At 33.8% G+C, this 15,036-nt stretch carries 11 protein-coding genes; 1 reads left to right on the top strand and 10 read right to left on the bottom strand.

The genetic code is table 11. The features are described from left to right. Window positions 1-82: 82 nt before the first annotated feature. The 10 genes from metF to ACYSNX_RS00295 all read right to left on the bottom strand — a co-directional run bounded on the left by metF (window position 83) and on the right by ACYSNX_RS00295 (window position 14,077). Window positions 83-1,039: a methylenetetrahydrofolate reductase [NAD(P)H] gene (gene metF, locus ACYSNX_RS00340; RefSeq protein ID WP_461752694.1), complete on the bottom strand. Its 957-nt coding sequence runs from the start codon at window positions 1,037-1,039 to the stop codon at window positions 83-85. Between the two features lie 4 nt (window positions 1,040-1,043). Next, window positions 1,044-4,775 carry a methionine synthase gene (gene metH, locus ACYSNX_RS00335; protein ID WP_461752693.1) on the bottom strand — a complete coding sequence of 1,244 codons (3,732 nt, stop codon included), beginning with the start codon at window positions 4,773-4,775 and terminating at the stop codon, window positions 1,044-1,046. 48 nt (window positions 4,776-4,823) lie between these two features. Then, entirely contained in the window at window positions 4,824-6,014 is a 1,191-nt protein-coding gene (locus ACYSNX_RS00330; RefSeq protein WP_461752692.1) for a trans-sulfuration enzyme family protein, read from the bottom strand. 23 nt (window positions 6,015-6,037) lie between these two features. Further along, the gene (thrA, locus tag ACYSNX_RS00325; RefSeq protein WP_461752691.1) at window positions 6,038-8,440 is read right to left on the bottom strand and encodes a bifunctional aspartate kinase/homoserine dehydrogenase I; all 2,403 of its coding nucleotides are present in this window, start codon (window positions 8,438-8,440) and stop codon (window positions 6,038-6,040) included. A gap of 9 nt (window positions 8,441-8,449) precedes the next feature. Then, entirely contained in the window at window positions 8,450-9,418 is a 969-nt protein-coding gene (locus tag ACYSNX_RS00320; protein WP_461752690.1) for an alpha/beta fold hydrolase, read from the bottom strand. Window positions 9,419-9,426: 8 nt separating this feature from the next. Then, entirely contained in the window at window positions 9,427-10,569 is a 1,143-nt protein-coding gene (locus tag ACYSNX_RS00315; protein ID WP_461752689.1) for a trans-sulfuration enzyme family protein, read from the bottom strand. 24 nt (window positions 10,570-10,593) lie between these two features. After that, window positions 10,594-11,868 (bottom strand): O-acetylhomoserine aminocarboxypropyltransferase/cysteine synthase family protein, encoded by a 1,275-nt coding sequence (locus tag ACYSNX_RS00310; protein ID WP_461752688.1) that lies wholly within the window; start codon window positions 11,866-11,868, stop codon window positions 10,594-10,596. Window positions 11,869-12,303: 435 nt separating this feature from the next. Further along, window positions 12,304-13,011: a tRNA1(Val) (adenine(37)-N6)-methyltransferase gene (locus tag ACYSNX_RS00305; RefSeq protein ID WP_461752687.1), complete on the bottom strand. Its 708-nt coding sequence runs from the start codon at window positions 13,009-13,011 to the stop codon at window positions 12,304-12,306. Between the two features lie 16 nt (window positions 13,012-13,027). After that, a complete protein-coding gene (rimM, locus tag ACYSNX_RS00300) occupies window positions 13,028-13,558 on the bottom strand; it encodes a ribosome maturation factor RimM (RefSeq protein WP_461752686.1) in 531 nt (176 codons plus the stop codon). A gap of 12 nt (window positions 13,559-13,570) precedes the next feature. Beyond that, the gene (locus ACYSNX_RS00295; RefSeq protein WP_461752685.1) at window positions 13,571-14,077 is read right to left on the bottom strand and encodes a 30S ribosomal protein S16; all 507 of its coding nucleotides are present in this window, start codon (window positions 14,075-14,077) and stop codon (window positions 13,571-13,573) included. 306 nt (window positions 14,078-14,383) lie between these two features. On the opposite strand from ACYSNX_RS00295, the gene ACYSNX_RS00290 reads away from it, so the two are divergent. After that, window positions 14,384-15,022, top strand: coding sequence for a hypothetical protein (locus ACYSNX_RS00290; RefSeq protein ID WP_461752684.1), 639 nt, complete (start codon window positions 14,384-14,386; stop codon window positions 15,020-15,022). Window positions 15,023-15,036: the final 14 nt, after the last annotated feature.

Genomic DNA, 15,036 nt, shown 5'->3' with positions numbered 1-15,036 from the left:
AGATAAGTTAGCCTCAAATCAAGTATAAAACAAAACGCTTGACTTAAAATAAAATAAGTCAAGCGTAATGAAAAATAATTTATTATACGGCGCCTTTTATAATTCGAGAAATATTCTCAGAACGTCCCATAGAGTAGTAGTGTAGGATAGGAATTCCAGCTTGAATTAGCTCTTTACTTTGTTCAATACACCACTGTATACCGATTTCTTTCACTTGGGCATTGTCTTTAGCTTGGAGTACTTCAGCTACAAGGTCATCTGGTAAATCTACTTTAAAACGCTGAGGTAATAGGTTGAGTTGAGATTTTGTAGCCAAGGGTTTTAGCCCTGGTAAGATTGGTACGGTTATACCTATTGATCTACACTTTTCTACAAATTCGAAGAATTTATTATTGTCAAAAAACATTTGCGTAATAATATACTCTGCTCCATTGTCTATCTTCTGTTTTAGATATTTTAAATCTGTATCAAAATTTGGTGCTTCCATATGCTTTTCAGGATAGCCAGCTACACCTATACAGAAGCTAGTTCTACTTGTATTTTCTAATTCTGCATCTAAATAAATACCCTTGTTCAGATTTTCAATTTGTAAAACCAGATCTGAAGCATATTGATTTCCATTTGGCTCTGCTTTAAAATAGGTTTGGTTTTTAACCGCATCACCACGTAAAGCCACTACATTATCAATTCCAAGAAAGTCTAAATCAATTAAGAAATTTTCTGTTTCTTCTTTTGTAAACCCTCCACAAAGGATATGAGGAATAGCATCTACTTTGAACTTACTTTGAATAGCTGAGCATATACCAACTGTACCAGGTCGCTTTCTAACAATTCTTTTTTCCCATAAACCATTAGATGCTTCTTTGTATTCATACTCTTCTCTATGGTAAGTAACATCAATAAATGGAGGCTCAAATTCCATTAATGGGGTGATAGTATCAAAAATGCTTTGAATGTTTTGACCTTTTAGAGGAGGTAATATTTCGAAGGAAAACTGTGTTTTACCTTTTGCTTTTTCTATATGTTCTGTAACTTTCATTGTCTTAATTTGTTGGTTGCTTAATGTTTGTATGGGCTAGGTTTGGCGATAGCCATCTTGTTGCTTCTTCGATTGAGATATTGCGTCTTAAGGCATAATCTTCTAATTGATCTTGATCAATTTTACCTAAACCAAAGTAGCGGCTTTTTTCATTGGCGAAATAATATCCTGATACAGCAGCTGTAGGGAACATTGCATAACTCTCCGTTAGTTTTAGGCCAATTCTTTCTTCTACCTCTAATACATCCCAAATAGTTCCTTTTTCTAGGTGATCTGGACAAGCCGGATATCCAGGTGCAGGTCTAATTCCTGTATATTGTTCTTTAATTAATTCTTCATTGCTTAACTGCTCTTGGTTATCATAACCCCATAATTGTGTTCTTACTTGCCAGTGTAAATATTCTGCGAAAGCCTCAGCAAGTCTATCGGCTAATGCTTTAACCATTATGGCATTATAATCATCTAGATCTTGTTCGAATATTTTTGCTTTTTCTTCTACTCCAAATCCAGTTGTAACTGCAAATAAGCCTATATAATCTTGAATATTTGTTTCTTTCGGAGCTATAAAATCTGCTAGTGCAATATTTGGAGCTTTTACGTTTTTCAAAGATTGTTGGCGTAGGGTTAATAATGTATCTAAGTCCTTTCCTTGCTCGTCATAAAGTTGGATGTCGTCGTCATTTACTTGATTTGCTGGAAAGATTCCTACAACTCCTCTTGCTTCAAACCATTTTTCCTGGATTATTTTATCTAACATCAATAGAGCTTCGTCATATACTTGTGTAGCGGTTGCACCTACTACTGGGTCTGTCAATATTTGAGGGAACTTTCCGAATAATTGCCATGATCTAAAAAATGGAGACCAGTCTATATAAGGTAATAGTTCATATAATTCACAACTAATAGTCTTAGTACCTATGAAATTTGGTTTTGCAATTGGAGTGTTTTCCCAATCGATTTTAAACTTATTGGCTCTTGCTTGCTCTAAAGTTATATATGTTTTGTCTCTTGCACGACCTAAGTAATCACTTCTTAATTGGTCATATTCTTGTTTTAATTCTTGTTTATATTCTTGATTAATTTCTTTTTGTAATAGTTTATTTGCAATTGTAACTGATCTTGATGCATCATGAACATGAACAACAGTGTGATTATATTCAGGAGCAATTTTAACTGCCGTATGTACTCTAGAGGTAGTTGCTCCACCAATCATTACTGGAATTTCGCAATCTATTTTTTGTAGTTCTTTAGCTAAATGAACCATTTCATCAAGAGAAGGAGTAATTAATCCACTTAAACCAATGATGTCCACTTTTTCTTTTATAGCCGTTTCTATAATCTTCTCAGGAGAAACCATTACTCCAAGATCAATTATTTCATAATTATTACAAGCTAAAACTACAGCAACAATGTTTTTTCCTATATCATGTACATCTCCTCTAACAGTTGCCATTAAAATTTTACCAGCATTTTGGGAACCTATGATTTGATTCAATCTTTTACTCTCTTCAATATATGGAAGTAAGTAAGCAACAGCTTTTTTCATTACTCTTGCAGACTTAACCACTTGAGGAAGAAACATTTTACCTGAACCAAATAGGTCACCAACTACATTCATTCCATTCATTAAGTAACCTTCGATTACTTCAATCGGTTGGCTAACACTTAAACGGGCTTGTTCCACATCTTCATAGATATAGGCATCAACTCCTTTTACTAAAGCATGAGTAAGTCTTTCTTGTATATCCCCATTTCTCCATTGCTGTGTTTTTTCTTGGGTTTCTTTTGTTTGACCAACATTTTTTATACTTTCTGCATAGTCTAATAATCTTTCTGTTGCGTCTTCTCTTCTATTTAATAATACATCTTCTACAAACTCTAGTAATTCTGGATCTACTTGGTCATATACTTCAAGTAATTCCGGATTTACAATTCCCATATTCATTCCATGATTTATGGCATGATACAGGAAAGCTGCATGCATCGCCTCTCTAACAGTATTATTACCTCTAAAAGAGAAAGAAACATTACTAACCCCTCCACTTACATTTGCATAAGGTAAGTTCTCTCTAATCCACTTGGTAGCTAAAAAGAAATCAAGGGCATTATTGTTATGCTCTTCCATTCCTGTGGCTACTGGGAAAATATTGGGGTCGAAGATAATATCTTGTGGTGCAAAGCCTACCTTGTTAACTAATATATTATAGGATCTTTCACAAATCTCTATTCTTCTAGCTAAGGAGTCAGCTTGGCCTTTTTCATCAAAAGCCATCACAACTGTTGCTGCACCATAACGTTTGATTAATTTTGCATGTTCGATAAAAAGCTCTTCTCCTTCTTTTAAGCTAATGGAGTTAACTACTCCTTTACCTTGAATTACACGAAGACCTGCTTCAATAATTTCCCATTTCGAGCTATCAATCATTATTGGTACTCTACAAATATCTGGTTCAGAAGCGATTAGGTTCAAGAATTTCACCATGCATTCTACTCCATCTAATAAGCCTTCATCCATGTTAATATCGATGATTTGTGCTCCATTTTGCACTTGATCTAAAGCTACTGCTAAAGCCTCATCAAACTTTTCTTCTTTGATTAAGCGTAGGAATTTTCTAGAACCTGTAACGTTTGTACGCTCTCCAATATTTACAAAGTTGGTTAACTTACTTACATAAAGAGGCTCTAAACCTGATAAAGCTAATACTGGAGATGGCTGTGCTTTTGGAAACTCTTCTCTTGCTTTAGCATGCTGGGCAACACCTTGACTTAATAATTTAATATGTTCGGGTGTGGTACCACAACATCCACCAATAATTTGAACTAGATTTTGCTTTAAAAAACTATCGATTAACTCTTTCATTTCTGACGGACTCTGGTCATATTCTCCAAATGCGTTTGGTAATCCAGCATTAGGATGGGCAGAGATACTAACATTGGTGTATTTAGACAATTGTTGAACGTAAGGTTCCAATTGTTCAGCGCCTAATGCACAGTTAAATCCAATACTCAATAAAGGAATATGGGAAATAGAAATAAGGAAAGCCTCTACTGTTTGCCCCGACAAAGTTCTTCCTGAAGCATCTGTAATAGTTCCAGAGATCATAATTGGAATTTCAATTTGTCTTTCCTCTTGAATTTGATCTAAGGCAAACAAAGCTGCTTTTGCATTTAAAGTATCGAAGATAGTTTCAACTAATATTATATCACATCCACCATCGAGTAAAGCTTCTGCCTGTTGCTTATATGCTGTTCTTAGCGCTTCAAAAGTGATTGCTCTATATCCAGGGTTATTTACATCAGGAGATAAACTAGCTGTCTTATTTGTTGGTCCAATAGCACCAGCAACAAAACGTGGCTTATCTGGTGTAGTTTGTTGGATTTCATCCGCAACTTGTCTAGCAAGAATAGCGGATTGGTAATTTAGTTCATATACGTAATCTTCTAAGTGATAGTCCGCCATTGCAATGGTGGTACTACAGAAAGTATTTGTACAAATAATATCGGCTCCAGCTAATAGGTATTCTCTATGAACGTTTTGAACAGCTTTAGGTTGAGTCAAGGACAGTAAATCATTATTTCCTTTTAAAGAATGGGCGAAATCAGCAAAACGCTCCCCTCTAAAGTCTTCTTCTGAAAATTTATAAGCTTGTAACATTGTTCCCATTGCTCCATCTAATACAAGGGTTCTTTGTTCTAATAGGCTTCTAATATCAGTTTTATTTTTTAATGTTGACATGGCTTGATTTTGGTTAAGTTGTTAAATGTTCTTTTTTAATAGTACTTTTTAGCTAGCATCTAATGCTTGTTTAAGGTCGTTGATAATATCTTGAGCGTTTTCCAATCCAACAGATAGTCGAATTAAATTATCTGTTATTCCTGCAGCTAATCTATCTTCTGGAGATACTTTAGCATGTGTTGTGGATGCTGGATGAGTTACAATTGTTCTACTATCTCCAAGGTTAGCAGATCTACTACATATTTGTAAAGCATCTAAAAAAGCTCTACCTCCTTGTAAACCTCCTTTTATTCCAATGGCTACAATATTTCCTCCTTGTTTCATTTGCTTTTTTGCAATTTCATACTGAGGATGGCTCGGCAGGAAAGGGTATTTAATAAATTCTATTTTTGGATGATTTTCCAAAAACTCTGCTATTTGCAGGGCATTTTGGCAATGTCTATCTACTCTAACTGCTAAAGTTTCTAAGCTTTTTGAAAGAACCCAAGCGTTAAAAGGGGATAGGGCAGTTCCTATAGTACGAGCGAAAAGATAAATTTTATGTATTAAGTCTTTATCTCCAACAACTACTCCTCCACAAACTCTTCCTTGTCCATCGATTAACTTTGTAGTAGAGTGAATAACTATATTAGCTCCGAAGTTTATTGGATTTTGCAGGTATGGTGTTGCAAAAGTGTTATCTACTATAAAAAGTAAATTATGCTCTTTTGCTATTTTTCCTAATACTTCTAAATCCAAGATATCAACCCCTGGATTAGTAGGACTCTCTGCATACAATATCTTTGTATTTGGGGTGATCAAACTTTTTATTTTATCCGTTGAATGGATATCAAAGTAAGAAGTTTCAACTCCCCATTGAGGGAATGTGTTATTAAATAAAGATAGGGTTGAACCAAATATATTTGAGCAAGAAACAATGTGATCACCTGGAGATAGTAAAGGAAATAAACTGCAGTAAACTCCAGCCATCCCAGTGGCAAAAGCAAATCCCGATTCGCCTTTTTCCATTTGAACTATTTTATCTACCAGTTCACTTTGATTAGGATTTGTATATCTTGAATAAGAATACTTTTGAACTTCTTCAGCAAACACAGCTCTCATATCTTCTGCTGTGTCAAAGACAAAGCTAGAGGTTAAGTATAAAGGAACAGAATGTTCATTGTTTTGTGTTCTAGGAGTTTGTGTTCTTATCGCATTTGTTTCAAATCCTAGTTCTTGTTTATGTAATTCTTGGGCCATAATATAGTTTTTTGGTGGTATTTTTATTTATCTGCTAATCGTAATATATCTCCAAATACTCCTCTTGCAGTTACAGAAGCACCTGCTCCAGCGCCTTGGATAATGATTGGATTTTCTCCATAACTTTGAGTGTATATCTCAAAAATACTATCCGATCCCTTTAATTGTCCTAAGGCTGAATTAGTAGGAACTTCTATTAGTTTTGTTTCTAAGATTCCTTTTTCTGTTTGTAAATCTCCTGATAACTCTCCTACATAACGCAAGACTGTATCTGGTTTTAAATTAGCTTTAATCTTATCGAAGTAAGGATCTAATTTCTCTAAGTTTTCTAAAAATTGTTTTGTATCAATATTTTGAAATTCTTCAGGGATGAGGTTTTGAATATTTATTTCTTCAAATTCATTTTGTAGGTCCAATTCTCTTGCTAAGATTAAAAGCTTTCTTCCAACGTCATTTCCGCATAGATCTTCTCTTGGATCTGGTTCAGTAAATCCTTTGTCAATTGCTTGTTTTAGGATTTGGCTAAAGGGCTGATCCGATACAGAGAAGTTATTGAAGATATAACTCAAACTTCCAGAAAATACCCCTTTAATTTTTGTGATATTTTCTCCAGAAAGGTGAAGTAACTTAATAGTATCTATCAAAGGTAATCCTGCACCTACATTAGTCTCATAAAGATATTCTTTATGATTGTTTTTTAGGGTTTGTCTTAATTCTTTATAGAAATCATAGCTAATTGTATTACCTATTTTATTAGAAGAAATAAGGTCAAATCCATTATTTACAAGTGGAATATAATTTTCAATAAAGCAAGAACTTGCTGTGTTATCAATTGCTATTAGATTTTCTAAGTGATTTTGCTTGGCAAATTCGATAACATCTTCAATGGAATATTTTATACTTTTTTGTTGTATTTCCTGTTTCCAAGTTGAGGTAATGCCTTGGTCATTTAATACAATCTTTTTAGAATTTCCGATGGCAAAAATGTTTAATTCAATATTTTTCTTCTCTGCAATAGATGCTTTGGAATGTAGAATTTGGTCAATTAATGTTCCTCCAACTAGCCCATGCCCGAAGATGGCAATATTTATTTTTTTTGCGATACCGAAGATCTGACCATGAATAACATTTAGTGCTTTTTTAGCATCTTGTTGGTTCACTACTAAAGAAACATTTTTACCAGTTACTGTGTTATTAAATAAGATAGGTACAATTTTGTTTTTTACTAGTGCTGCATATGGTTTATCAAAAGTGCTTAAGTCTTGTCCTACGATGGAAATAATTGCAATGTCTTTTCTTACTTTGATACTATTTACATCATTGTTATATAAGTCATTTGTAAATTCATCTCTTAATGCCTGTAACGCTTTATCGGCATCTTTGGTGGGAACTGTAAACCCTAAACCTCTCTCTGAAGAACCTTGGGATATAACTCCTATACTTATATTTTGGTTTGCTAATGCTGTAAATACTCTTGCATCAATTCCAACGATTCCTAATAATCCTCTGCCCTCAAATTGGATTAATGAACTATCGGATTGTAAGGAAAGAGATTTTATGCCTTTTAGACTTGGTTTAGCAGAAATCAATGTTCCTTTATTTTGTGGATTCAACGTATTTAGAATTCTCAAAGGAATATTGTTTTCTAAAAGTGGTAAAATAGTTTTAGCATGTAAAATAGATGCTCCAAAATTTGCTAACTCATTTGCTTCATCAAAATGTAATTCTTCAATTTTTTGTGCATTCTTAACCCAGTCAGGGTTGGCTGTATATATTCCATCTACATGCGTATAATTCTGTAATTCTTTCGCTTGTAAAAAATTAGCTAATAATGAAGCTGAATAATTACTTCCATTTCTACCTAGAGTTACTGTTTCTCCTTTAGTATTTGCAGCAATAAATCCTGTAACTACTGCAATGGTATCTTTTTCAAGACTGTTGAATAGTTGGAGTGTTTTTTGTTTTGAAATCTCTTGGTTTGCTTGTGCACTTCCAAAAGTATTATCTGTGATGAAAAACTCTCTACTATCTAATGAAAGAGCATTAAGTCCTTTTTCTATTAATTTTGCAGTTAATATTTTACTCGAGATTAATTCTCCTTGTGCTAAAACTTGATCTTTTATTTTTGCACTATAATCCTCGATTAAGGAAACACCTTCAAAAAGCTTCTCTAAGGTTTGTACTTCTTTAGTGATATTTACTCCTTGGTGGTAAGGTCTATTTTTATATTCTTCAAAAGATATAGTATAGTCCCCTTGGTTTTTAGCTAATTCTAAAATACTTTCTAAAGTGTCTGTAGTGTCTCCTATTGCAGATACTACAATTGCAATTTTATCTTCTTTAGCTTGCTGTTCAATAATGTTGATTACTTTGTCGAAACCTTGTCCGTATGCTAGTGATTTTCCTCCAAATTTTAAAACTTTCATGGTGCTGATTTATTTGAAAATGTTAATTAATAGGTTATTTAGTTGTTCGTATTCAATCAAAAATGCATCATGTCCATGAATAGATTGAATTTGTAAAAAATGATAGTTTCCTTTTTTATTAGTTAATTCTTTGTGAGCTTTTTGTTGCTCTTCATAGGTGAACATATAATCAGAGTCTACTGCAATACTGTGAATGCTAGTGGTTGAGTTGATTATAATATCCTGTATTTTTTGTTGGCTTAAGCTTTCTCCTATAGTTTTTAATAGATGGTTCATTAACTTATAGGAGGAAAGTTGATATCTTTTGGTTAAACTTTGGCCATGAAAATTTAACCAACTTTCTACTTTATAACTTTGCTGATCTTCCAAGTATTCTTTCTTAAACTTCTGCTCAAAGGATGCTGGGGTGCGGTAAAGTAACATAGCATGCATTCTTGCATCGTGTATGGGGTTGCTGGAATTATTCAAGATGCTATCTTGTACTAAAGTATTGGCAATTAGCCAATCGGAAGATTTATAAGAAGTAGCAATTGGAATTAGATTTTTAATTCGTTTTGGATGTTGGAAAAACATTTCCCATCCTATACTTCCTCCTAAACTACCCCCTATAATTGCGAAGAGTTCTTTGATATCTAATTGCTCTAAGGCTTTCCAGAAATATTGAGCAATTCTTTTGGTTGTTAATTCTTTATAATTTGTAAAAACAATATTCTCTTGGGTATTATATCCATTTCCTGGTACATCAAAAGCAATAACAGTAAAACGGTTCAGATCTATTGTAGCATCATAGTCTACTAAAGTTTTCCACCATCCTTGTTCTCCACTAACTTGGCTATTACCTGTAAGAGCGTGATTTACTAAAACAATTGGAGCACTATGTAAGGGTTGGCCAAATAATTGATAGCTTAAGGTTAAACAATGGTTTGAACTTGGATCTTGATAAGTATCTTGTATTGTGATTTGATGTAAATTTTTCATGGGGGATATTATAGTTTTTCAAAGGCTTGCTGCAAATCTTTTATAAGGTCTTCTGGTTCTTCAAGACCTATGGATAGGCGAATTAAGCTTGGGGTTATTCCTGATTTTAGTTTAGCTGCTTTGGCAACGGTTTTATGGGACATTTGATCGGGTAAACATGACATACTTTTTATTCCTCCTAAACTCTCTGCTAAATGAAATAGTTTTAAAGATTTTACAAATTTTAGAGCTTCTTCACTTGTGTCTTGGTGTAAATCAAAACTAACTACTGCTCCAAAGTATTTTTGTTGTTTACTTGCAATACTATGGCTAGGATTATCTGGCAAACCAGGGTAATAGATGTTTTTTATTTTAGGGTTGTTTTGTAAAAATTCTGCGATTATTTGTGCGTTTTGACAATGCACTTTGTAGCGAAAATTTAATGTTTCAATTCCTCTTATGGTTAGAAAACTATCCGTTGGTCCTAGGATTGCTCCACTTGCATTTTGATGAAACTTTATGATTTCACCTAGTGTTTTTGTTTTTGTAACCACTAGTCCAGCTATTACATCACAATGTCCTGCAATATATTTAGAGGCACTATGTACTACAATATCTGCACCCAAGTCTAGAGGTTTTTGACTCACAGGAGTAGCAAAGGTATTGTCCACACATAATAGTATATTTTTATGTTTTGCAATTTTTGCTATGCTTTGGATATCTGTTACTTTTAAAGTAGGGTTGCTTGGAGTTTCTAACCAAATTAATTTAGTTTTATCTGTGATTGCTCGCTTTACCTGGTCAATATCCGTAGTGTCTACATAAGTTACATCAATACGAAATTTTTTATATACCTGTTCGAATAATCTATAAGCACCTCCGTAAATATCTTCAACAGCAACAATATGGTCATTTGCCGAGAGTGTTTTTAAAACTGTATCTATTGCAGCTACTCCACTAGATAAAGCAAAACCTTGTTGTCCATTTTCTAAGGAAGCAATTAAGTTTTCTAAGACCTCTCTTGTTGGATTGTTACTTCTGGAATAATCAAAACCCTTGTTTACTCCAGGAGCTTGTTGTTCAAAAGATGAGGTTTGATAGATAGGAACTGCTAATGCTCCTGTTAAAGGGTCTATTGGAATGTTTTGAAGTATTTGCGTTTGTGTACTCATAGCTAGGTGTTTTTGTAATTATTTTTATAGTTGGCTGAAAACGTTTTGTAAGTCTTTTTTTAGATCTTCTATCTCTTCTATTCCAACTGATAAGCGTATTAAATCTGGTGTAACTCCAGTGGATTGTTGTTCTTTCTCTGTTAATTGTTGGTGGGTAGTGGAAGCTGGGTGAATAATTAGTGATTTTGTATCCCCTATATTAGCTACTAAAGAAAAAATCTCTGTTTGATTGGCTACTTTCTTGGCTGCTTCATATCCTTTATGTAAACCGAAAGTAACTACACCACTTTGTCCCTTTGGTAAATATTCTTGTGCTAAGTCATAATATTTACTTGATTTTAATCCTGGATAATTTACCCATGCAACTTGAGGTTGCTCCTCTAACCACTGTGCTAGTTCTAAAGCATTTTGGCTATGTTTGGTTATTCTAATTGGTAGGGTTTCTAATCCTTGTAGAATTTGGAAGGCATTAAAAGGGCTTAATGCTGCGCCTAAATCTCTAAGACCTTCTATTCTTATTTTTGCAATAAATGCTGCGTTTTTTAAAACATCATGATAGATAAGTCCGTGATATCCTGGGGAAGGCGTTGTGAACTCAGGGAATTTTCCGCTGCTCCAATCAAATGTTCCTGCATCTATAATCGCTCCTCCTAATGATGTCCCATTACCACAGATATATTTAGTTAAAGAGTGAATGACAATATTTGCTCCGTAGTCAATCGGCTTTAGTAGATAAGGAGAGGCAACTGTATTGTCTACTATTAATGGGATTTTAAATTCTTTAGCAATTTTTGCTATTTTTTGAATATCTAGTACGTCTAGCTTTGGATTTCCTAAGCTTTCTATAAAGATTGCTTTTGTGTTTTCTTGGATGTTTTTTCTAAAGTTTTCGGTATCTGTTGGATCAACGAAAGTGGTATTAATTCCGAACCTTGGTAAAGTAATATTTAAAAGGTTATAAGTTCCTCCATATAAGCTAGATGAGGAAAGTAAATGATCACCTGTTTTTAACAAAGTTAAAAGAGTAGTAGAGATAGCAGATGCTCCACAAGAGGTAACTACTGCTCCGATTCCATTTTCTAATGCAGCTAATCTTTTTTCTAAAATATCATTAGTTGGATTATTTAATCGGGTATAAATATAAGCTGGGACAGTTAGATTAAAAGCACCTGCAGCGTGATCTGAATCTTCAAAAACGTATGAAGAAGTTTGGTAGATAGGAACAGCTCTTGTTGCTGCTGTGTTTGCTGGGTTATGTCCTGCGTGTAATGCTTGTGTTGAAAAATTTGGTGTACTCATGATTTGGTTGATTTAAAATATTAAAAAATGGCAAAAAAAAAGGTTCTTTCGAAATTGCCGAAAGAACCTTGAGGGATATATTTTACTATACTAACTCGATTACTTATGGCAATAGGGGAGCGGGAACATCATCATGTTCATCATCATCATCATTGCCATCATATTTGTGTTAGTAAAAAGTTTCATGTTATTTGTGTATATAAGTTTATTTAAAAAAGGTAAAAAAAAAAGCCTCTGCGTTTGCAGAGGCTTTCGTTATAATATGTGTGCTATTAAGATTATACATACAACGACCTCTGCGCAGAATTGCGCATCATCATCATTGCCATCATATTTGTTAATCTTAGTGTCATCTTTATCTTTTTTATTTCTCCTAATTGGATATGGCAAATATGAGAAATTATTTTCATTTAAAACAAATTTTTTATGAAAAAATTAATAATTTAAATAAAAATCTTTTGTAATCGCCTTGTATTCAGGAGTGTAGTTGTGTCTTTCTATTTCTAGAATTAACTCATCTAAAGGGATTTGTTCTATTCTTTTACGAGAAAACGCTAGAAGACTTCTCTTAATAGGAGCATCTTTATGGCCTTTTACTCGAGTTACTTGGAAAGGGTAGATGTCAAACTCTGCTGCAAGGCGGATTATTACATCTTCTTCTTTGTAAGGTATAATTATACTAAATACTCCTGTTGGAGACAAAAAATACTCTACTGCTTCAATTAATAAGTCGAAAGGTAGAGAACTTTGGAATCTTGCCTTGTCCCTTGTTTTGTCATTAGTTAGATAGTCTTCACTATAAAAGGGAGGGTTGGAAATAATAAGATCATATTCCATATCCATTTCATTGGCGAAGGTCTCTAAATCGGCGTGGTAGCAAAATAGGCGATCTCCCCATGGGCTATCTTCAAAATTGTCTACAGCTTGTTCATGGGCTAATCCATCAATCTCAACTGCGTCGATTTGCTCTGCGTCACTGCGTTGTGCCATCATTAAAGAAAGCAATCCAGTTCCAGCACCAATATCTAAAATTGTCTGAGGGCTATTCACAAGTGGCGTCCAAGCACCAAGAAGAACACCATCGGTACCTACTTTCATGGCGCATTTGTCTTGCTTAACGCGGAATTGTTTGAACTCAAACATAAATATAATAATAGATTTAGTTGTCTAAATAGATATCTAATAGTCCTTCCGGAGTTTTAAGATATAATTTTTTATTTTCTCTATCTATCTTTTCGATAAACGGATCAATCATAGGAACTAATATTTCTGTACCATCTTTGTCAATAACAAATAAAGCTTGGCTTGAACTATCATTAATATGATCAAGTAGGCCAATATATCCGTGATTAACATCTTCTACTTCGAATCCAATAATTTCATGGTAGTAGAATTTGTTACCTTCTAATTTAGGCAACATATTTAATGGTAGGTATAATTCAGTACCTATTATACTTTCGGCTTGTTCTTCGGATGTAAAATCCTCAAACTTAATTCTTAGGAAATCATTTTTATGCAAAAAAGCGCTTTCTATAAAAAAAGGAACCAGTTGTCCGTCTAAATCAACGAGAACTGATTCCAAATTTTGATATAACTCAGGTTCGTCCGTGTCCAAATAGGCCAGTACCTCCCCTTTAAAGCTGAATTTTTTTGCGATTTTGCCTAAATAGAAACAATCTTTTTTAGTCATATCGCTAGAAAATTATGCTTGAGTTTCTTCATTAGCTTCTTCAGCAGCAGGAGCTTCAACAGCAGCTTTTGCCTCAGCAATAGCAGCAGCACGTTTCTCGCTTACAACTTTCTCAGCAGCTAATCTTTTAGCTTTTTCAGCAGCTTTAGAAGAAGATAAACCTTCTTTTGCAGCGTTTACTTTGTTAGCTTTTTCTTCTAACCATGCAGTGAACTTAGCATCAGCTTGGTCTTGTGTAAGAGCTCCTTTGTTAACTCCACCTTGTAAGTGGTGTTTTAATAAAGCTCCTTGGTTAGAAAGAACTGTTTTAGCAGTATCTGTTGGTTGAGCACCATTGAATAACCATTTAACAGCTGAATCAACATCTAATTCAATTGTTGCAGGGTTAGTGTTAGGATTGTAAGTTCCGATTTTTTCTAAGAATTTACCATCTCTTTTAGCTCTTGCATCAGCAGCTACTACCCAGTAAAAAGGTTTCCCTTTTTTACCGTGTCTTTGTAATCTAATTTTTACAGACATAATATTTATTTATTTAGAGGTACCCGACCTCTGGTTAAAAATTTGACGCAAAGTTAAAGGTTTTTTTCTTTAGAAAGTTTAAAAACAGGAAAAATATTTTTCTTTTAAGTGTTTGTTTAACAATTAAATAGAGTTGAAATACCTGTGCTTATCTACTTGAGGTGGGTATGTGCGGTTGTTTTTGTAGAAATGTAGGAGGAAAATAGGTTTTTTTAATTCGTTAAAATTATATTAACTTAATTTTTTTTACATCGTTTAAATACTATAATTTTGTTTTTGGTGTTATATATATTATAATCGGTAAGTATGAAGAAGATTTTAGGTTTATTGGCAATTGGTTTTATGATATTCTCTTGTGCTAATGAAGTGGAAACTAGTGATCCTGGTTTACAGGCTTTAACCAATAACGAAGAGTATCAAGGCGCTTTCAAGTATGAAAATTGGCGTCCAGATTTTATCTATGCTACATTAGCTAATGAAAAAATTCTGCAGTTAAGAGGGGAGACCGATACTACTAGATTTACAATGAGGGTTCCTTATTTTGTAGATCAACAGGAAGATAATGTTATAATATTGGGCCCTGTAGTAAGTGAGAAGGTAAACGAATCAGGACTTATTGATAGTAAAGATTTAAAGCCAAGTAATGATGATGCTGCTTACGGTATTTATACTCTAAGAGATAAGTTTGATCGAAGTGTTATTGGGCGTTATACTACTGATTCTTCTGATGGAACCAATAATTATGGAAGAGTAATTATTTATAGCGCTGCTAAACAAACACCTGGGACAATCAGTGGAGAGTTTCATGTGAATTTAGATTTAGATCCAACAAGCCTTGGTCCAAATGCAACAGAGAAACAAAAAGAGCGTTTTCAAAAGTTAGCTAAGAAGAAAGAGTTTACTAAAGGATACTTCTTTAAAGTGCCTTTGGTTGCAGCAGAATAGTTGATTTGACTAAA

The sequence above is a fragment of the Myroides sp. LJL115 genome, assembly GCF_054871665.1.
Note: the sequence above shows the minus strand (reverse complement) of the source record. Positions and strands in the feature narration are given on the sequence as shown.